The sequence below is a fragment of the Streptomyces sp. NPDC097107 genome, assembly GCF_044762405.1.
In the GTDB taxonomy this organism is placed as follows: domain Bacteria; phylum Actinomycetota; class Actinomycetes; order Streptomycetales; family Streptomycetaceae; genus Streptomyces; species Streptomyces thinghirensis.
This window is the reverse complement of record NZ_JBIWEF010000010.1, coordinates 99,082-118,173: the sequence shown is the minus strand read 5'-3', so window position 1 is coordinate 118,173 and position 19,092 is coordinate 99,082. Positions and strand designations below refer to the sequence as shown.

Annotated in this window: 17 protein-coding genes; 8 read left to right on the top strand and 9 right to left on the bottom strand. The window is 72.9% G+C overall.

The window, feature by feature from the left end; all coding sequences use genetic code 11:
- Positions 1–379 precede the first annotated feature (379 nt).
- Positions 380–664: a hypothetical protein gene (locus tag ACIQ1J_RS24130; RefSeq protein ID WP_210960719.1), complete on the top strand. Its 285-nt coding sequence runs from the start codon at positions 380–382 to the stop codon at positions 662–664.
- A gap of 27 nt (positions 665–691) precedes the next feature.
- On the opposite strand, the gene ACIQ1J_RS24125 is transcribed toward ACIQ1J_RS24130, so the two are convergent.
- Together ACIQ1J_RS24125 and ACIQ1J_RS24120 are read right to left on the bottom strand one after the other, a co-directional pair.
- The gene (locus ACIQ1J_RS24125; RefSeq protein WP_403559883.1) at positions 692–1,513 is read right to left on the bottom strand and encodes an RDD family protein; all 822 of its coding nucleotides are present in this window, start codon (positions 1,511–1,513) and stop codon (positions 692–694) included.
- A gap of 251 nt (positions 1,514–1,764) precedes the next feature.
- Positions 1,765–3,618, bottom strand: a complete 1,854-nt coding sequence (locus tag ACIQ1J_RS24120) for an RDD family protein (protein WP_403559881.1) — start codon at positions 3,616–3,618, stop codon at positions 1,765–1,767.
- 252 nt (positions 3,619–3,870) lie between these two features.
- Here ACIQ1J_RS24120 and ACIQ1J_RS24115 point away from each other — a divergent pair, with 252 nt between their 5' ends.
- Positions 3,871–4,290 (top strand): SsgA family sporulation/cell division regulator, encoded by a 420-nt coding sequence (locus tag ACIQ1J_RS24115; RefSeq protein ID WP_403559879.1) that lies wholly within the window; start codon positions 3,871–3,873, stop codon positions 4,288–4,290.
- 13 nt (positions 4,291–4,303) lie between these two features.
- On the opposite strand, the gene ACIQ1J_RS24110 is transcribed toward ACIQ1J_RS24115, so the two are convergent.
- Positions 4,304–5,740, bottom strand: coding sequence for an FAD-binding oxidoreductase (locus ACIQ1J_RS24110; RefSeq protein WP_210960723.1), 1,437 nt, complete (start codon positions 5,738–5,740; stop codon positions 4,304–4,306).
- Between the two features lie 99 nt (positions 5,741–5,839).
- On the opposite strand from ACIQ1J_RS24110, the gene ACIQ1J_RS24105 reads away from it, so the two are divergent.
- Positions 5,840–7,252, top strand: coding sequence for a tetratricopeptide repeat protein (locus ACIQ1J_RS24105; RefSeq protein WP_403559877.1), 1,413 nt, complete (start codon positions 5,840–5,842; stop codon positions 7,250–7,252).
- A 6-nt stretch (positions 7,253–7,258) separates the two neighbouring features.
- Here ACIQ1J_RS24105 and hppD read toward each other — a convergent pair whose 3' ends face one another.
- The gene (gene hppD, locus ACIQ1J_RS24100; RefSeq protein ID WP_403559875.1) at positions 7,259–8,404 is read right to left on the bottom strand and encodes a 4-hydroxyphenylpyruvate dioxygenase; all 1,146 of its coding nucleotides are present in this window, start codon (positions 8,402–8,404) and stop codon (positions 7,259–7,261) included.
- A gap of 134 nt (positions 8,405–8,538) precedes the next feature.
- Here hppD and ACIQ1J_RS24095 point away from each other — a divergent pair, with 134 nt between their 5' ends.
- From ACIQ1J_RS24095 to ACIQ1J_RS24075, 5 genes are all read left to right on the top strand, one after another.
- Positions 8,539–9,021, top strand: a complete 483-nt coding sequence (locus ACIQ1J_RS24095) for an Lrp/AsnC family transcriptional regulator (RefSeq protein WP_121747227.1) — start codon at positions 8,539–8,541, stop codon at positions 9,019–9,021.
- Between the two features lie 42 nt (positions 9,022–9,063).
- Positions 9,064–9,711, top strand: a complete 648-nt coding sequence (locus tag ACIQ1J_RS24090) for an ABC transporter permease (RefSeq protein ID WP_210960726.1) — start codon at positions 9,064–9,066, stop codon at positions 9,709–9,711.
- A 97-nt stretch (positions 9,712–9,808) separates the two neighbouring features.
- A complete protein-coding gene (locus tag ACIQ1J_RS24085) occupies positions 9,809–11,017 on the top strand; it encodes a betaine/proline/choline family ABC transporter ATP-binding protein (RefSeq protein ID WP_210960801.1) in 1,209 nt (402 codons plus the stop codon).
- Complete coding sequence (locus ACIQ1J_RS24080) at positions 11,014–11,892, top strand: ABC transporter permease (RefSeq protein WP_403559872.1); 879 nt, start codon at positions 11,014–11,016, stop codon at positions 11,890–11,892. The genes ACIQ1J_RS24085 and ACIQ1J_RS24080 overlap by 4 nt, the downstream gene beginning before the upstream one ends.
- A 29-nt stretch (positions 11,893–11,921) precedes the next feature.
- Entirely contained in the window at positions 11,922–12,887 is a 966-nt protein-coding gene (locus ACIQ1J_RS24075) for a glycine betaine ABC transporter substrate-binding protein (RefSeq protein ID WP_403560230.1), read from the top strand.
- A 30-nt stretch (positions 12,888–12,917) separates the two neighbouring features.
- Here ACIQ1J_RS24075 and ACIQ1J_RS24070 read toward each other — a convergent pair whose 3' ends face one another.
- From ACIQ1J_RS24070 to ACIQ1J_RS24050, 5 genes are all read right to left on the bottom strand, one after another.
- Positions 12,918–13,697, bottom strand: coding sequence for a S16 family serine protease (locus tag ACIQ1J_RS24070; RefSeq protein ID WP_403559870.1), 780 nt, complete (start codon positions 13,695–13,697; stop codon positions 12,918–12,920).
- Positions 13,698–13,907: 210 nt separating this feature from the next.
- Positions 13,908–14,573, bottom strand: coding sequence for an IclR family transcriptional regulator (locus tag ACIQ1J_RS24065; RefSeq protein WP_403559868.1), 666 nt, complete (start codon positions 14,571–14,573; stop codon positions 13,908–13,910).
- 302 nt (positions 14,574–14,875) lie between these two features.
- On the bottom strand, positions 14,876–16,672 hold the full coding sequence (locus tag ACIQ1J_RS24060; RefSeq protein ID WP_403559866.1) for a DEAD/DEAH box helicase: 1,797 nt from the start codon (positions 16,670–16,672) through the stop codon (positions 14,876–14,878).
- 164 nt (positions 16,673–16,836) lie between these two features.
- A complete protein-coding gene (locus ACIQ1J_RS24055; protein WP_403559864.1) occupies positions 16,837–18,297 on the bottom strand; it encodes an MFS transporter in 1,461 nt (486 codons plus the stop codon).
- Between the two features lie 88 nt (positions 18,298–18,385).
- The gene (locus ACIQ1J_RS24050) at positions 18,386–18,976 is read right to left on the bottom strand and encodes an SUKH-4 family immunity protein (RefSeq protein ID WP_403559862.1); all 591 of its coding nucleotides are present in this window, start codon (positions 18,974–18,976) and stop codon (positions 18,386–18,388) included.
- Positions 18,977–19,092: the final 116 nt, after the last annotated feature.

Below are 19,092 nucleotides of genomic sequence, written 5' to 3'. Positions count from 1 at the left end.
CGCGCACACGTGTTCAACGCGTGTAGTCAAGTGACGACATTTGACTAGAGGTTCACCGGAAAAGACAGACCTTGACTTGAGCAGAACAAGTGCACTATGCGGAGCCTGGGTTCGCTTTGCGGACACCGAATCGTGACCGTTGGGGCCGCCGGGGCCGCCGCGGCGCCCCCCGACGGGCGCGCGGGACCGTCCACTTCCCGGACGTCATGAATCCGTGCGCCCCCCGTGCTTCGGCCCTGTCGGTTAGGTCATGCTTACTGCTGGTTCCACTCGGGCACACAGCGGGTTAGAGTCGCTTGGCGGAACGCCCGGAAGCCGGCGGAAAGCCAGGCCGACAGCACGTCTCACCCCAGATTGTCTTCACGAGGACACGATGGCCATGCCCCGTCCGACTGCCGCACAGTTCGCCTACGGTTCGTGCACCGTGATCTTCTCGACGCTCGCCATGCTGCTGCTGTCGCAGACGAGTTCGGGCCCCGGAATCACCGTCATCGTCGTCGCGGCGCTCGCTCTCGGGCTGCTGGTCGCCATGACGGTCCCCCTGCCCAGGACGCGCACGGTGACCGCCGTGCCGGCCCGCAGGCCGGCCGCGGCCAAGGAGCCGGTGCCGGCGGCCCGGGTCTCCGCGGGAGCGCGCGAACCGGCCCGCGGCCGCGCCGCCTGACACTCGCCTTCCAGGTCTCAGCGGTCTTCAGCGGGCGCTGACCACCACCGTCTTGGCCGGCTTGTCGTGCAGGCCCTGCTTGTAGGGCCGGTCGAAGAAGCTCCAGCCGCCCGCGATGATCGTCCAGACACAGGCGCAGCAGAAGGCGAACGGGATCCACAGCACCAGGGCGCGGATCAGCGACGTCTGCACGGAGGGCGTGGCGCCGTTGTCCAGGTTGGCCACGCGCAGTCCGAGCCACTTCTTGCCCAGGGTCTGACCCGTCCTGCTGGTCATGTAGGTGTCGTAGGCGATGTAGAGCACGGCGGCGATCAGCGACTGCCCGAACGACTTGCCGATCTCTACCTCGTCGCCGTCCACTTGGTACTCCTGGACGTTGAAGGCCCAGCTGAGCAGCCAGACCACGATGCCCACGAGGATCATGTCGATGATCCGCGCGAGCGTGCGCCGTCCGCTGTCGGCGAGCGGCGGCATGCCGGCGAGCGGATCGGATCCGCCGCCGTACGGGTCACCGCCGTAGGGCCCCCCACCACCTGGGGGCGGAGCGCCGTAGGGCCCGCCACCACCGGGAGGCGGAGCGCCGTAGGGCCCGCCACCACCGGGAGGCGGAGCACCGTAGGGCCCGCCACCACCGGGAGGCGGAGCACCGTAGGGCCCGCCACCACCAGGGGGCGGAGCACCGTGGGAGCCTCCGCCGCTGGGAGGCGGGGGCGGGTTGTTGTACGGCGAGCCCGTGTCGCCCTCGCCGGGGCCGGGTTCCGGACCCGGCCCGGGGGACGAGGGACGCTTCCTGAACGGGTCGTCTTCCGGCGGCTGCCCGCCGGAGCCGGGGGGCGGTTCACTGCTCATGGCCCGAGTCGACCGCGAACCCCCCGAGGGCGCATCCGGCGAGCCGCCGTCCGGAGTACGGGTGCCTCCGGCGGCGGGGTCGATGGCTCATCGCGGTCGGCTGCGGGTGGGTGGGAGCCGGTCGCGCAGTTCCCCGCGCCCCTTGTGGGGCACGTCCGCCGCACGTGCCTCAAGGGGCGCGGGGAACTGCGCGAGCAACCACGACCCACCCGCAGCCCACCGCGGGACAGACGCCCCCGCCTCCCGCCCAGCTAGCCCGCGACGAACGTGCGGGATGCCTTGTCGTGCCAGCACTGGTGCCACGGGCGGTCGAACAGGCACCACGCGACGCCGACCACGCCGACGACCAACAGGCCGGGGACGCTGTACACCAACCAGCGGCGCAGGGCCGCGCCGAAGGACGGGGGCTCGTGGGCCTCGATGTCCCGCACCTCCAGGCCGAGCAGCTTCTTGCCCAGGGTGCGGCCCCACTTGGCGGTGGGCAGCGCTTCGTAGACGACGCCGAAGAGCAGCAGGACGGCCAGGACGATGCCCAGGTACATGGAGGTCGTGCCGTCGAGCAGCCACACCGTGACCGTCTCGCCGGAGAGCTTGGCCTCGTCGATCTTGCCGTTGACGTGGTCGACCGCCTTCATGCCGAGGGGCACGGCGGCCACGCCCGTGACGCCCGCGAGGACCACGGTGTCGATCAGCCGGGCGGCCAGCCGCTTGCCGAGCCCGGCGGGGCGGGCCTCCGCCTGGCGCCGGGCGGCGGCCTGGAACACGTCCTCGACCGGCGGCTTCCAGGGCGCGACGGGCTGCCCGTCCCCGCCGGCGCCGGCGAGCCGGTGCACCTGCTGTGCCCACGAGGACTGACCGCCGCCGGGGCCGGCCGCGAGCGGGGCCGAGGCGGCGGGCTGCTGCGGCGAGGTGCCGGGCTGCGGGGCTGCAGGCTGCGACGGGGCGGGCTGTGAGGCGGCAGGCTGCGGGGCGGCGGCCCGGTGGGGGACGGACGGGCCGGTGGGGCCGCCTGTCTGCTGAGGGCCGGAAGGGGCTGCGGGCGCGGGGGCCTGCGCTGCCGCCGCTCGGGCGGCAGCGGCCTTCCCGGCGTTGAAGCCGGGGCCGCCCGAGGCCCCGCGCGGGGAGATCGCTCGGAAGGTCATGGTGCCCTCGTCGGTGGCGGCGCCGCCGTCCGGGGCGCCCTGGGACTGGGCGCCCTGAGGCCCGGCCGCCGGCCGCCGGAAGACGAAGGTGCTGCCCGACCCGGCCTCCGCCTCGCCGGAGGACGCGGTCCCCGCCGAGGCGTCCGACCTCCTGGAACGGGCGTCGTCGCCCTGCGCGGACCGGGCGTCGGCGGACCGGCCGCCGCCCACGGGGCCCGCGGGTACCGAGCCGCCACCGGCGGCCCCGGCCGGGGCACCACTCGCCGCCCCCGCACCACCACCAGCGGGACCGCCGGAGGCCTGCCCGGCCTGGGCACCGCTGCCCACCGCACCCGCACCGGCACCGGCACCGGCACCGGCACCGGCACCACCAGCGGGACCGCCGGAGGCCTGCCCGGCCTGGGCACCGCTGCCCACCGCGCCCGCACCGGCACCGGCACCGGCACCAGCGGGACCGCCAGAAGCAGGCCCGGCCTGAGCACCGCCCACCGCACCCGCGCCGGAACCCGGCCGGGCCGGGCCGCTGCCCGCGCCGGCGGGGCCGGGCTCGGCCGCCGCTCCCCCGGCCGGTCCCGCCCCCCGGGCGTGCGGAACCCTCGGGTCCGCGCCCTGGGCGGCGCCCGGCCAGGCGACGCGGTGGTTCGGATCGTCGGCGAAGCCGGACTGGCGGGAGCGGTCGGCGCCCCAGGCCGTCGCGGGTTCCGGGCGGCTGCCGTGCTGGGACGCGGCGCCGGGCGGCTCCTCGACCGGGTCCTCGTCGAAGAAGTGCGGGCCGGTCTCCTCGACGGAGGGCCGCGCGCCGGGCGGAGGCGCGAGCGACTCGCCGTCCTTGGGGGCGGGCCGGCTGGTGCCCGGCACCCAGGAGGCGCCGTTCCAGTACCGGACGTATCCAGGAATGGACGGGTCCGGGTAATACCCTTCGCGGGGCCTGTCGTCGCCGGGGGCCGGGGTTGGGGCGCTCATGTCCGTCGTCCCGTATCTGCTCGGGGGTTGATATGGGGGCTCAACATCTATCAGACGGGCGCAATCCGCACCGCCGGTCCCGCCGGACCCACCCCTTTCCGGGCAACCTCTGCATGGACCTTCACACCGGGGACAGAGTTGGGAAAAAGTTCCGCGAACCCGCGTAACGCTCGCGGCCGCGGCCGCTCTCACTCGTGCGGGCCCGTTCCAGGCGGCCCGTGCGGACCCGTACGAGAGAGGAACAACCCCGCCATGCACCCCAACCCCACCGTCGTGGAGCGCGAACTGGAGCTGCGGCTCATCCTGTCGCCCGAGCGCGGCATCCCGGTAGCCGCCCTGCTCGGCTACCACACCGACGACCCGTACGCCGTCCACATCACCTTCCACATCGGCTCCGGCCACCCGGTGCACTGGACTTTCGCCCGCGATCTGCTGGTGGAGGGGGTGTTCCGGCCGTGCGGGCACGGGGACGTACGGGTGTGGCCGTCGAAGGCGGAGGGCCGCAGCGTCGTGCTCATGGCACTGAGCAGCCCGGACGGTGACGCCCTTCTGGAGGCGCCGACGGCGCAGGTGTCGGCCTGGCTGGAGCGGACCCTGCGGGCGGTGCCGCCCGGCACCGAGGGCGGGCAGCTCGGTATCGACGACGGGCTGGCCGAGCTGCTCGCCCGGTGACGGGGAGGAACGGTCAGAAGAGCTTGCCCGGGTTGAGGATGTCCAGCGGGTCGAAGGCCCGCTTGACCGCACGCTGCATCTCCAGGCCCACGGGGCCGATCTCCCGCGCCAGCCACTCCTTCTTCAGGACGCCCACGCCGTGCTCGCCGGTGATGGTGCCGCCCAGTTCCAGGCCGAGGGCCATGATCTCGTCGAAGGACTCGCGGGCGCGCCGGGACTCGTCGGGGTCCTGGGCGTCGAAGCAGACGGTGGGGTGGGTGTTGCCGTCGCCCGCGTGGGCGCACACGCCGATGGTGAGGTCGTACTTGGCGGCGACGCGCTCGATGCCCTCCAGCATGTCGCCGAGCCGGGACCGGGGCACGCACACGTCGTCGATCATCGTCGTGCCCTTGACGGCCTCGAGGGCGGTGAGGGACAGGCGGCGGGCCTGGAGGAGGAGCTCGGACTCGGCCGCGTCGTCGGCGGGCACCACCTGCGTGGCGCCCGCGGCCTCGCACAGCGCGCCGACGGCGGCGAGGTCGGCGGCCGGGTCCGCGGTGTCGAAGGCGGCGAGCAGCAGGGCCTCGGTGGTCTCCGGCAGACCCATGTGGGCGAGGTCGTTGACCGCCTTGACGGTCGTACGGTCCATCAGTTCGAGGAGGGACGGCACGTGCCCGCCCTCCATGATCCGGCAGATCGCGTCGCAAGCGGCGGTCGCGGAGGCGAACTCGGCGGCCAGCACGAGCTGCTCGGGCGGCTTGGGGCGCAGGGCGAGGACGGCCCGTACGACGATGCCGAGGGAGCCCTCGGAGCCGACGAACAGGCGGGTGAGGTCGTACCCGGCGACGCCCTTCGCGGTGCGGCGGCCGGTGGACATCAGGCGGCCGTCGGCGAGGACGACCTCCAGGCCGAGGACGTACTCGGCGGTCACCCCGTACTTGACGCAGCACAGGCCGCCGGAGGCGGTGCCGATGTTGCCGCCGATGGTGCACATCTCCCAGCTGGAGGGGTCGGGCGGGTAGTACAGGCCGTGTTCGTTCACCGCGCGGGAGAGCGTGGCGTTGACGACGCCCGGTTCGACGACGGCGACGCGGTCGACGGGGTTGATCTCCAGGATGCGGTCCATCCTGGTCAGGGACAGCACGACGCAGCCGTCGCTGGCGTTGGCCGCGCCGGACAGGCCGGTGCGGGCGCCCTGCGGGACGACGGGGACGCGCAGCGCGGTGGCGGTGCGCATCACGTGCTGGACCTCCTCCACGGTGCGCGGCAGGACCACCGCCGCGGGGGCGCCGGCCGGGCAGAAGCTCGCCATGTCGTTGGCGTAGGAGGCGGTGACGTCGGGGTCGGTGAGGACGGACTCGGCCGGCAGGCCGGCGAGCAGCCGGTCGACGAGGGTGCCGGAGGCCGCCGTGACCGCTCCGGCTTCGTGGGCTGCGTCGTCTTTGTCGCGAGGCGCTTCGATACGGCTCATGATCGGAGGTTCGCACCCGGGGGCCATCGGTGTGAACCCCGTCGACGGCACCCGGCGCAAGACCCGGTGCGATCGTCGCATTGGCGCACAGTAAGCGCCATGGAGGTCATGAAGAGGGAGACCGAGAACGGGTGGCGCTCACGCCGCCGGAGCCGGGTGCTGATCGTCTCCGTCGCCGGGGCCGTCGTACTCGGCGGGGTGCTGGTGCTGCTCCCCCGGGACAGCGGCGACGCTTCCCCGCCCGCGCCGGGGCCGGCCGCGCTGGCGCGCGGGGCGGTCACCACGGGCCTGCCGGCCGCGCTGCCCGACCTGGCCGCGCTGATCGGCGACCGGGAGACCCACCTGCGGGCGCATCCGCTGGATGGCGTGTCGTGGGCGGTGCTGGGGGCGGCGTACGTCGAGCAGGGCCGGCGTACGGCGGACACCGCGAACTGGCCGAAGGCCGAGAAGGCGCTGCGCACCTCGCTGAAGGTCGGGGCGGAGCGCAATCCGCAGGCCCTGGAGGGGCTGGCGGCGCTGGCGGTGGCGCGGCGGGACTTCCCCGCGGCGAAGAAGTGGGGCGAGAGCGCGGTCGAGGCGGCGCCGAAGCGGTGGACGGCGCACGCGGTGCTGATCGACGCCTACACCGGTCTCGGCGATCACGAGGGCGTGGGGCGGGCCCTGGACAAGGTGATGGAGCTGCGCCCGGGGACACCGGCGGTCAGGGCGCGGGCCGCGGCCGTCTACCGGGACCGGGGCTGGCGGGAGGACGCGGCGGCGCAGATCTCCGACGCGGCGGCGGCCGCCGAGGCGCCGGCCGAGCGGGCGGCGTATCTGGAGCAGGCGGGGCGGCTGGCGTTCGAGCGCGGGGACCGTCAGGAGGCGCTGCGGTTCTTCCGGGAGGCGCTGCGCACGGACCCCGACCAGCGGGCCGCGCAGGCCGGGCAGGCGCGTGCGCTGGCGGCGCTGGGCCGGACGACGGACGCGCTGTCCGCGTACCAGGCGGCGCTGGCCAAGCGGCCGAGCCCGGAGTACGCGCTGGAGCTGGGCGAGTTGTACGAGTCGCTGGGGCTGGACCAGGCCGCGCGGGTGCAGTACGACCTGCTGCGGGCGCGGGTGCGGGGCGCCGAGGCGGCCGGGGCCGACGAGGAGCTGGTGCTGGGGCGGTTCGAGGCGGACCACGGGGACCCGGCGGCGGCGGTGCGGCGGCTGCGGACCGAGTGGGGGCGGCAGCCGGGGATCGCGGTGGCCGACGCGCTGGGCTGGGCGCTGCACCGGGCCGGTGCGGACGAGGAGGCGCTGGAGTTCGCGACGATCGCGACCGACGGCGACCAGGGCGGCGGGGTGCGCAGCGCGCTGCACGTGTTCCACCGGGGTGTGATCGAGAGGGAACTGGGGCGGTACGGGCCCGCGCGGCGGCATCTGCGGGAGGCGCTGATGATCAACCCGTACTTCTCGCCGCTGCGCGCGCCGGAGGCGGAGCGGGAGCTGGCGGAGCTGGGCGAGCCCTCCGTGGAGGACCCGCCCGACTAGCCGCCGTCAGAGGTTGCCGCGCCTCTCCTGCTCGCGCTCGATCGCCTCGAACAGGGCCTTGAAGTTGCCCTTTCCGAAGCCCATCGAGCCGTGCCGTTCGATCATCTCGAAGAAGACGGTCGGGCGGTCCTGGACCGGCTTGGTGAAGATCTGCAGCAGGTAGCCGTCCTCGTCCCGGTCGACGAGGATCTTCAGCTCGCGCAGCGTCTCCACGGGCACCCGGGTCTCGCCCGCCCACTCGCCGAGCGTGTCGTAGTACGAGTCGGGCGTGTCCAGGAACTGGACGCCGGCCGCCTTCATCGTGCGTACGGTGGCCACGATGTCGTTGGTGTTCAGCGCGATGTGCTGGACGCCGGCGCCGCCGTAGAACTCCAGGTACTCGTCGATCTGGGACTTCTTCTTGGCGACCGCGGGCTCGTTGATCGGGAACTTGACCTTGAGGGTGCCGTCGGCGACCACCTTGGACATCAGCGCGGAGTACTCGGTGGCGATGTCGTCGCCCACGAACTCCTTCATGTTCGTGAAGCCCATGACCTTGTTGTAGAAGCCGACCCACTCGTTCATGCGGCCGAGTTCGACGTTGCCGACGCAGTGGTCGACGGCCTGGAAGGTGCGCTTGGCGGGCGGCTCGACCATCGGCTGGGCCGCGGTGTAGCCGGGCAGGTACGGGCCGTCGTAGCCGGTGCGCTCGACGAGGGTGTGGCGGGTCTCGCCGTACGTGGCGATGGCGGCGAGGACGACGGTGCCGTGCTCGTCCTTGACCTCGTACGGCTCGGCGATGGAGCGGGCGCCGTGCTCGACGGCGTAGGCGTGGGCGGCGCGCGCGTCCGGGACCTCGATGGCGAGGTCGACGACGCCGTCGCCGTGCTCGGCCACGTGCCGGGTGAGGAAGTTCCCCCACTCGGTGGCGGGCTTGACCACCGAGGTGAACACGAAGCGGGCGGAGCCGTTCTCCAGGACGTAGCTCGCGGTCTCCCGGCTGCCGTTCTCCGGTCCGGAGTAGGCGACCAGCTGCATGCCGAAGGCGGTGGAGTAGTAGTGCGCCGCCTGCTTGGCGTTGCCCACGGCGAAGACGACCGCGTCCATTCCCTTGACCGGGAAGGGGTCGGCCTGCCGGGCGGTGTCGGGAGTGTGGTGTGTGGTCTGCGTCATAGCCGCAGGGTCTCCCGCGTCTGCAAGGTGCGCAATAGTTTGCGTCTTCACTGGGCAACCTGACCAGTGATACGGCGGTCGGGCCGGGCGATCTGTACAGGATGACCAGGGTGACCGGCCGGGAGGGCGCGGGCATGGCGATCGATCGACTGGACGGGCGGATCATCGGGCTGCTGGCCCGGGAGCCGCGGATCGGGGTGCTGGAGATGTCCCGGCGCCTGGGCGTGGCGCGCGGCACCGTGCAGGCGCGGCTGGACCGGCTTCAGTCGAACGGAGTCATCCGCGGCTTCGGCCCCGAGGTGGACCCGGCGGCGCTCGGCTACCCGGTCACCGCGTTCGCCACGCTCCAGATCCGGCAGGGCCAAGGCGCCGACGTACGGGCCCACTTGGCGACCGTGCCGGAGGTACTGGAGCTGCACACCACGACCGGCACCGGGGACATGCTGTGCCGGCTGGTGGCCCGCTCGAACGCCGATCTCCAGCGTGTGATCGACCTGGTTGTCGGTTTTGATGGCATCGTCCGGGCCTCCACGGCGATCGTCATGGAGAACCCCGTTCCGCTGCGGATCATCCCGCTGGTGGAGCAGGCGGCCGAGGACAGCGGCAGACGCGACTGAGACCGGCTCCCCGGCCGGCCCGAATCCCGGAGGTGAGCGGCGGTGAACTTCTGGGAGTTCGTGGGCAGCCGCCACCAGCAGCTGCTCACCGACGCCTACCAGCACGCCAGCGCCGTCTTCCAGTGCATGGTCGTGGCGACGCTGCTCGGGGTCCTGATCGGCGTCGTCACCTACCGCAGCGACTGGGCGGGGAACCTGGCGACGCTGACCACCTCGACGATCCTGACCATCCCGTCGCTGGCCATGATCGGTCTGCTCATCCCGATCGTGGGGCTCGGCGTGCCGCCGACGGTGACCGCGCTGGTCCTGTACGGGCTGCTGCCGATCGTGCGCAACGCGATCGTCGGCCTGCGCGGGGTGGACCCGGCGCTGGTGGACGCCGCGACGGGCATCGGGATGTCGCGCGTGGCCCGGCTGCTGAGGGTGGAGCTGCCGCTGGCCTGGCCGCCGATCCTCACCGGCATCCGGGTCTCGACGCAGATGCTGATGGGCATCGCCGCGATCGCCGCATACGCCTCCGGGCCGGGGCTCGGCAACGAGATCTTCCGCGGGATCGCCTCGCTGGGCAGCAAGAACGCGCTGAACCAGGTCCTCGCGGGCACGCTCGGCATCATCATCCTGGCGCTGCTGTTCGACGCCGCGTACGTCCTGCTCGGGCGGCTGACCATTCCGAGGGGGATCCGTGTCTGAGACCACCGGGGCGACCGGTCACGGTGCCGCCACCGGGGCGACCGGTCACGGTGCCGCCACCGGGACGACCGGTCACGGTGCCGCCACCGGGGCGACCATCGAGCTGGACTGCCTGACCAAGCACTACCCCGGCAACCCGCAGCCGGCCGTCGAGAACGTGTCGATGGAGATCAAGGCCGGCGAGACGGTCATCTTCGTCGGCCCCTCGGGCTGCGGGAAGTCGACCACCCTGAAGATGATCAACCGGTTGATCGAGCCCACCGGCGGACGCATCCGCATCGACGGCGAGGACGTCACCGACATCGACCCGGTGAAGCTGCGCCGCAAGGTCGGCTACGCGATCCAGGCCTCCGGCCTCTTCCCGCACATGACCGTCGCCCAGAACATCGCGCTGGTACCGAAGATGATCGGCTGGTCGAAGGCGCGGATCCGCTCGCGGGTGGAGGAGATGCTCGACCTGGTCGGACTGGACGCCGGGGAGTTCCACGGCCGTTATCCGCGCCAGCTGTCCGGCGGCCAGCAGCAGCGGGTGGGCGTGGCGCGGGCGCTGGCGGCCGATCCGCCGGTGCTGCTGATGGACGAGCCGTTCGGCGCGGTCGACCCGATCACGCGGGACCACCTCCAGGACGAGCTGATCCGGCTCCAGCACGAGCTGCACAAGACGATCGTCTTCGTCACCCACGACTTCGACGAGGCGATCAAGCTGGGCGACCGCATCGCCGTGCTGCGCGAGCGCTCCCACATCGCGCAGTTCGACACCCCGGAAGCCATCCTCACCAACCCGGCGGACGACTTCGTCTCCGGTTTCGTGGGCGCCGGGGCGGCACTGAAGCGGCTGAACCTGACCCGCGTGCGGGACGTGGGCATCACCGACTACCCGACGGTGACCGTGGAGGACCCGCTCCAGCACATCTTCAACGCGCTGCGGGCGGCCGGCACCAACGAGATCCTGCTCCTCGACCGGCGCCGCCGCCCCTACAAGTGGCTGCGGCGCGGCGACCTGATGCGGGCCAAGGGCTCGCTGGCGCGGGCCGGGACGCTGGTCCACGACACGGTGACCCGGGACGCGACCCTGCGGGACGCGCTGGAGGCGGTACTCACCGACAACACGGGGCGGGTCGCGGTCACCGGGCGGCGCGGCGAGTACGAGGGCGTCGTCGACATGGAGACGCTGCTGAACTCCGTGCACGAGCTGCTGGAGGCCGACCGGCTGGACGCGCTGGAGCACCAGCACGACCTGGAGGAGACCCGGGCGGAGCAGACCCATGCCGAGCAGGAGGGTTTCGGAGGGGAGGCGAAGGCGTGAGCAGCACTTCCGGCCCTTCGTCCGGCTCCTCGTCCGGCCGGCAGCCCGAGGGCGAGCGCGAGACCGGGGGGATCGCCTACGGCGACGACGACGAGGTGGAGCAGGAGCCCCGCCCGCCGTCCCCGGCGGCGACGAGGCGGCGGGTCGGCTGGCGGAAGCTGACCTTCCTGCCCGCGGCCCTGGTCGCCGTACTGCTGGCGACCTGGCTGTGGTTCCGGCAGGCCGACCTGGACGCGCTGAGCGAGAACGCCCTGTCCGACGGGCAGGTCACCAAGGCGCTGTGGCAGCACGTCCAGCTGACCGTGATCTCCACCTTCTTCGTGCTGATCATCGCGATCCCGCTGGGCATCCTGCTCACCCGCCCGATGTTCCGGAAGGCCACGCCGGTAGCCATGACGTTCGCCAACATGGGCCAGGCGACCCCGGCGATCGGCCTGCTGGCGCTGCTGGTGATCTGGCTGGGCATCGGCCGCCGGGCGGCCCTGATCGGCATCATCATCTACGCCGTCCTGCCGGTGCTCTCCAACACCATCGCCGGCCTGAAGGCGAACGACCCGGCCCTGCTGGAGGCGGCGCGCGGCATCGGCATGTCCCCGCTGGGCGTGCTCACGCGCGTGGAGCTGCCGCTGGCCGTCCCGCTGATCCTGGCCGGCGTGCGCACGGCCCTCGTCCTCAACGTCGGTACGGCGACGCTGGCCGTCTTCGGCGGGGGCGGCGGGCTGGGCGTGCTGATCACCACCGGGATCACCAGCCAGCGGATGCCGGTGCTGGTGCTCGGCTCGATCCTCACCGTGGCCCTCGCACTGCTGGTGGACTGGCTGGCCTCGCTCGCGGAACTGCTGCTGCGGCCCCGCGGCCTGGAGGTGCGGACATGAGCAGGCGGTTCGCGGCACGGCCCCGGGTCCTGCGACGCCGTACGTGGCTGGTGACGGCGGCGCTGCTGGTGGCGGCCTCCGGCTGCGGGCTGACCAGCGGCTCCCCCATGGTCGACGACGTCGGGCCCGGCACGATCGGGAAGGGCCGGCCACTGGAGGGCGCCGACCTCACCGTCGTGTCCAAGCAGTTCACGGAGCAGCTGGTCCTCGGCGCGATCATGGGCATCGCCTTCCAGGCGGCCGGCGCGGAGGTGCTCGACCGCACCGGCATCCAGGGCTCCGTCGGCACCCGGGCGGCCGTGGAGAACGGCGACGCGGACGCCACGTACGAGTACACGGGCACCGCCTGGATCACGTACCTGGGGCACGCCGAGCCGATCACCGACCCGCGCGAGCAGTGGGAGGCCGTGCGCGAGGAGGATTTGGAGAAGGGGCTGACCTGGCTGCCGCCGGCCGAGCTGAACAACACCTACGCGCTCGCGATGAACCAGGCGAACTACAAGAGGTACCGGACGAAGACCCTGTCGGAGGTGGCCGAGCTGTCGAAGTCCGACCCGGCCGCGGTGACGCTGTGCGTGGAGGTCGAGTTCGCCAACCGGGCGGACGGGCTGCCGGGCATGGAGAAGGCGTACGGGATGAACATCCCGGCCGGGAACGTCACGGACATGGACACCGGGATCATCTACACCCAGACGGCCGACGGCGCCTGCACCTACGGCGAGGTGTACACCACCGACGGGCGGATCAAGTCGATGAACCTGGTGGTGATGGAGGACGACAGGAACTTCTTCCCGAACTACAACGCGGCGCCGATGGTCCGCACGGACGTCCTGAAGAAGTGGCCGGCGATCACCGACGTCCTCGCTCCGGTCACCAAGGCGCTCGACAACGACGTGGCGCGGACGCTGAACGCGAAGGTCGACGTCGACGGCGAGGACCCGCACCAGGTCGCGCTGGACTGGATGGTCGAGAAGGGTTTCGTGACGGAGGGCTGAGCGAAGGCCGGGCGGGGAGCTCCGCCTCCCTCAGCAGGCGGGGACCTCGCCCTTGCCCGTCTCCAGGGCCTCGAGCGAGTCGACGGCCCCGTCGAGGGTGGTGACCGGGATCAGCCTGAGCCCCTTCGGCAGCTCCGCCCGCGCGTCCGAACACTCCGCCTTCGGCACCAGGAAGACCGTGGCCCCGTCCCGTCGCGCGGCCTGCGTCTTCAACGGCACACCGCCTACGGCACCGACCTTGCCACCGGTGGTGATGGTTCCGGTACCGGCGATGACCCGGCCGCCGGTGAGGTCGCCGGCGCCCAGCTTGTCGACGATGCCGAGGGAGAAGAGCAGTCCCGCGCTGGGGCCGCCCACGTCCTCCAGGCGCAGGTCGACGTCGACGTCCGCCTCGTCGAGGTCCAGGTGGGCCAGCGCGGCGGTGGTCGCCGCGTCCTGGGACTCCCGCATCTGGTCCTCGTTGTACTCCTCGATCTCCTTGACGTCGTCGCCGCTCGGGTAGACGGCGTCGCGCGGCATGACCGCCCGGTCGGTGTCGAACCAGCTGCCGAGAACGTCACCGAGCTGCACGCTCGCGTCCGGGCCGGTCGCCTCGATGGTCGTCATACGCAGCTGACCGCTCGTCTCGTGCGTGGGCGCCCCCTTGATCGTGATCACCGGGGCGCCCTGGTTCCGCCCCAGCACGTCGGCCGTCAGGCCCGGCCGTGCCACGGAGAACGGCAGCGGCGCGAACACGGCGGTGGCGAGCAGCGCCACGACGGGGAGACCGCATACGGCGATGGTCTGGGGGCGCGTGAGACGAGAGAGCACGGGGTCAATCTAACGCGATGCCCTGTCGTGGCCGCGGGCAGTCGTGCCGTCCGCCGCGGCTGACGGGTGCTCCGCGTCGGTGCTGGGGCCGGGTGGGTCACGCCTGCCCGGCGCCGGCGGGATGCCGCTGCGCCCACCCGTGCCGCCCCTGGGGGACCTCCCGGGCCGTTCAGGCACTGGGGGCACGACTGGCCGCAGCTCAGTGGGGCGTCACTGCAACGCCTCCGCCACCTCCCGCGCCGCCTCCATCACCCGCGTCCCCACCCGTTCCGGGACCACGTCGGCCAGCATCACCACGCCGACGCTGCCCTCCACGCCCGTCACTCCGAGCAGCGGCGCGGCCGCCCCGCAGGCCCCGGCCTCCAGCTCGCCGTGGGTCAGGGTGTACCCGGGCCCTTCCACCGCGTCGCCGACAGGCTGCGGCTGTGCCTGCTGTCGCGCGGAGAGGATCGCCTTGCCCGCGGCCCCCCGCTCCAGCGGATGCCGGAACCCCGCCCGGTAGGCCACGTGGTAGTCCGTCCAGGTCGGCTCGACGACGGCCACGGCGAGCGCCTCCGCCCCGTCCACCAGCGTCAGGTGAGCCGTCGCCCCTATGTCCTCGGCCAGCGAGCGCAGGGCCGGCATGGCCGCCTCGCGGACGAGTGGGTGCACCTGGCGGCCCAGGCCCAGTACCCCGAGTCCGACCCGGGCGCGGCCGCCCAGGTCACGGCGTACGAGGGCGTGCTGCTCCAGCGTGGCGAGCAACCGGTAGACGACAGTCCGGTTCACGCCCAGTTTGTGGGATAGCTCGGTGACGGTCAGCCCGTGGTCCGTATCGGCCAGCAGTTTGAGGACGCGCAGTCCCCGATCGAGCGTCTGAGAGGTCTCCGCGGTCACGACGCCCACTCCTTAGTGGTGAGGTCGGCGGCCCTCCGAGCGGGATTGCGTCACCGAGTCCCGTCAGTGACGCGCTTCAGAGGCCGCCGATCGGCTGACGGCCCGGCCTTGTGCCCGGGCCCAGTCGCTTCACGGCTGCGCTCCGCGGCGGCGCTGCCACGGGGCGTGTGCGTAGCGGGACAGTAGCGACCTGGTTCGCTCAGCGGAAGGCTCCGTCCAGAATCCGGGCGGCGACCGGTAGGGACTACCTGTGTTTGTCCCGATACGTACAGCGCACGCGGGCGGCGCCCACGCCCCGCCCGTCACTTCATGCGGGTGGCCCACTCCTGCACCTTGGCGATGCGCTGGCGCAGCTGTCCGCCGGTGGCCTCGGCGCTGGGCGGGCCGCCGCACACGCGGCGCAGTTCGGTGTGGATCACGCCGTGCGGTTTGCCGCTCTGGTGGACGTAGGCGCCGACCATCGTGTTGAGCTGCTTGCGCAGCTCCATCAGTTCCTTGTGCGAGACCACCGGGCGCCGTTCGGCGGGCAGTTCGAGCAGGTCGGCCTCGTCGTCGGGCTTCTTGCGGCTGTGCGCGATCTGCCGGGCCTGCCGCTTCTGGAGCAGGAGCTGCACCTGGTCGGGCTCCAGCAGTCCCGGGATGCCGAGGTAGTCCTGCTCCTCCTCGCTCCCCGGGTGGGCCTGCATGCCGAACTCGGCGCCGTTGTACATGACCCGGTCGAAGGTGGCCTCGGACTCCAGCGCCTCGAAGGAGAACTGCTCCTGCTCACCGGTGTCCTCGTCCTGCTCCCGGTTGGCCTCGTCCATCTCCTTCTCGGACTCGGCGTAGGGGTCCTCCTCGCCCTCCTTCTTGGGCTTGTCGAGGACGTGGTCGCGCTCGCGCTCCATCTCGTTGGCGAAGGTGAGCAGGTCGGGCACGGTGGGGAGGAAGACGGAGGCGGTCTCGCCGCGGCGCCTGGAGCGTACGAAGCGGCCTACGGCCTGGGCGAAGAAGAGGGGGGTGGAGATGGTCGTGGCGTAGACGCCCACCGCGAGGCGGGGGACGTCGACGCCCTCGGACACCATGCGGACGGCGACCATCCACCGGTCGGTGCTGCCGCTGAAGTCATCGATGTTCTTGGAGGCGCCGGTGTCGTCGGACAGGACGACGGTGGCCCTGCTGCCGGTGATCTCGCGGATCAGCTTGGCGTAGGCGCGGGCGGAGTCCTGGTCGGCGGCGATCACGAGGGCGCCCGCGTCCGGGATGGCCTTGCGGACCTCGGTGAGCCGCTGGTCGGCGGCGCGCAGCACGGCGGGCATCCACTCGCCGCGCGGATCGAGGGCGGTGCGCCAGGCCTGGCTGACCGCGTCCTTGGTCATCGGCTCGCCCAGCCGCGCGGCGATCTCGTCGCCCGCCTTCGTCCGCCAGCGCATGTTGCCGCTGTAGCTCATGAAGATGACCGGGCGCACGACGCCGTCGGCGAGCGCGGAGCCGTATCCGTAGGTGTAGTCGGCGGCGGAGCGCCGGATGCCGTCGTTGCCCTCCTCGTACGTGACGAAGGGGATCGGGTTGGTGTCGGAGCGGAACGGCGTACCGGTCAGCGCGAGTCGGCGGGTGGCCGGCTCGAACGCCTCCAGGCAGGCCTCGCCCCAGGACTTGGAGTCACCGGCGTGGTGGATCTCGTCGAGGATGACGAGGGTCTTGCGCTGCTCGACGCGGTTGCGGTGCAGCATGGGGCGGACGCCGACGCCCGCGTAGGTGATGGCGATGCCGTGGTACTCGCGGCTGAGCGGGCCCGCGCTGTACTCGGGGTCGAGCTTGATCCCTATCCGGGCCGCGGCCTCGGCCCACTGCTTCTTCAGGTGCTCGGTCGGCGCGACGACGGTCACCTGCTGCACGACGTGGTGGTGCAGCAGCCAGGACGCGAGCGTCAGGGCGAAGGTGGTCTTGCCGGCACCGGGGGTGGCGACCGCCAGGAAGTCCCGGGGCTGCTCCTGGAGGTACTTCTCCATCGCCCCTTCCTGCCAGGCCCGCAGCTTGCCGGCGGTGCCCCACGGGGCGCGGCCGGGGAAGGCCGGGGACAGGTGGTGCGAGGTGCTGGAGCTGGCGGTGGTAGTCACGGTCTCCGAAGGGGGTAGATCGGCTCGGCCACGTATGACAACCGGGCCACCCTACCGGCGCCCCGACGCGATCAGCGCGCGCACCCGGGCTGGTCACCCCCGGGTGGGACGGAGGTCACAGCTGTCGCAGCCGCCCCGCCAACCGCGTGGCCCGGTTCATCCGTTCACCGCTCCCGCACCCGCGTGGCCACCCACGCCCCCACCAGCGCCACCGCCGCCATCGGCAGGAACACCGCCGCGAAGGCAGCCGGGTGGGAGCCGGTCGCCTCCGTGGCCGCGTGGCTGACCGTGCCGCCGCCGAGGGCGGCGAAGGCCGCTCCGCCGACCGACAGCAGGATGACGTTGGAGAGGCCGTCGGAGATCTGGAGGGCGGCGGAGTTGGTGCCGGCCTCCTCGGGTGCGGAGAGCCTGAGCAGGAGCACGCTGGTCGAGGAGATCACCAGGCCCATGCCGAAGCAGCCGAAGCCCCAGGCGACGGCCACCGTCCAGGCGGGCACGGCGTCGATCAGCACACTGGGCGCCGTGGCGATGGCCGCCGCGACCAGGACCATCCCGAGGGCCATCAGCCGCTCGCGGTGGGGTTCGAGGCGCGGCCGGGACTGGAACCAGGAGCCCAGGGCCCAGGTGGCCCCGCCCGCGGCCAGCGAGAACCCGGCCATCGTGGGGCTGAGCCCGCGCTGCGTGACCAGCATCAGCGGGACGAAGGACTCCGCGGCGATGAAGGCGCCCGCGGCGACGCCGCGCAGCAGCACGACGGAGGGCAGCCCGCGCACCGCCCGGTAGGTGCCGCGCGGCAGCAGCCCGAGGACGGCCGGGACGAGCAGCGCCACGCCCAGCGCGCCGGGCAGCAGCGATGCCGGGCGCAGGTCCTGGGCGGCGTACTGGAGCAGGCCGGCGCCGAGCGAGATGGCGAGGGCGAGGCGGATGCGGCGGCGGTCGGAGGAGGCCGGTGCCTCCGCCCCGCCCACCGGCCCGGCCGCCCGGCTGCGTATCTGCGGCAGCGCGAGCGCCAGCGGGAGCACGACCAGCACCGGGATGCCGACGAACACCCAGCGCCAGCCAAGGTGCTCGGTCACCGCGCCGGAGGCGAGCGGGCCGACGATCGACGGGACGACCCAGCCGGCCGCGAACGCCGCCATGATCGCGGGCCGCAGCCGCTCGGGGTAGGCCCGCCCGACGACGACGTACAGCGCGACGATCACCAGCCCGCCGCCGAGCCCCTGCACGGCCCGCCCGAGGATGAACAGCCACATCGCGCCGGCCGTCCCGGACAGCACCAGCCCGGCCGCGAAGGCGGCGATGCCGGCGGTCAGCGGTGCCAGCGGCCCCCGCCGGTCCGACCACTGACCCGAGAGCACCATCCCGAACAGGCTCGTCGTGAAGTACCCCGAGAACGCGAACGCGTACAGCGACACCCCCTCCAGCTCCCGCGCCGCCACCGGCATCGCCGTCCCCACCGCCGTCGCCTCGAAGGCGATCAGGACGATGACGGAGACGATGCCGACGCTCAGCGCCCGGTAGGCGCGGCTCAGCACGGTCTCGGCGGCGGGCGCGGTGCGGTCGGCCTTCGGGCCGGGGACGGGGGTGTCGGCGACCTCGGTGCCGCGCGGTTCAGGGACGGTCATGGTCGCCAGAGTAAGGGCCGCAAACCGCTTTGACCCCTGTCGGGAGGCGGTACGGGACCGGGACCTTGGTCGTACGACCGGCCTCGCGTCAGCGTGCTCCGCCGCGGGGTTGCGCGGGTGCGGATCCCGCCTCGGCCTCGGGTGCTGCCGCGCGGCGCAGCAGACACAGCGTGAGGACGAGGGTCGAGACGTCCGGGGTGAGGGGGCGCAGGCTCGCGTCGGCCGGGTGCCAGGTCAGGACCGTACCCGTCGGGCCGTCCACGACCACGTCGCTGCCGTCGGGCAGTCGGCCGAGCCGGACCAGCTGGCCCGCCGCCTCGGCCGGGACCGCGTGCCCGTAGTGCTCCGCCAGGGTCGGCAGCGGTATCCCGTCGTCGTCCGTCCCGAGCGGGAACCCGTTCTCCGGCAGGCCCGTCTCGCGCAGGAAGCGGCGGGTGGGCTCGTGGGTGAGGGCCGGTGGGAAGTCGATGTCCTCGAAGCGGGCCACGCGGCCCCGGCCGAACTCACGGGCCAGCAGACGGTAGGACAGGTCCAGGGCGAGACCGGAGACCGTGCGGCGGCCCGCGGACAGGAGCAGGCAGCCGATCACCGCCGCCGACGTCCACAACAGCGGCGTCTCGCGCCCCGGCGGCACCCGCGCCGGCGCCCGCGTCGTCATGTCCGTGGTGACCCCGTGCATCGTCTCCCCCGAGTGTGTGCGCGACCGAACCGTAGCCGGTGGGAGCGGCAGTCGTCCCCACCGCTTCGCAGCCTACGTGCCACCACTGACAACGCCCCCGACCACGAGGGCGCCCA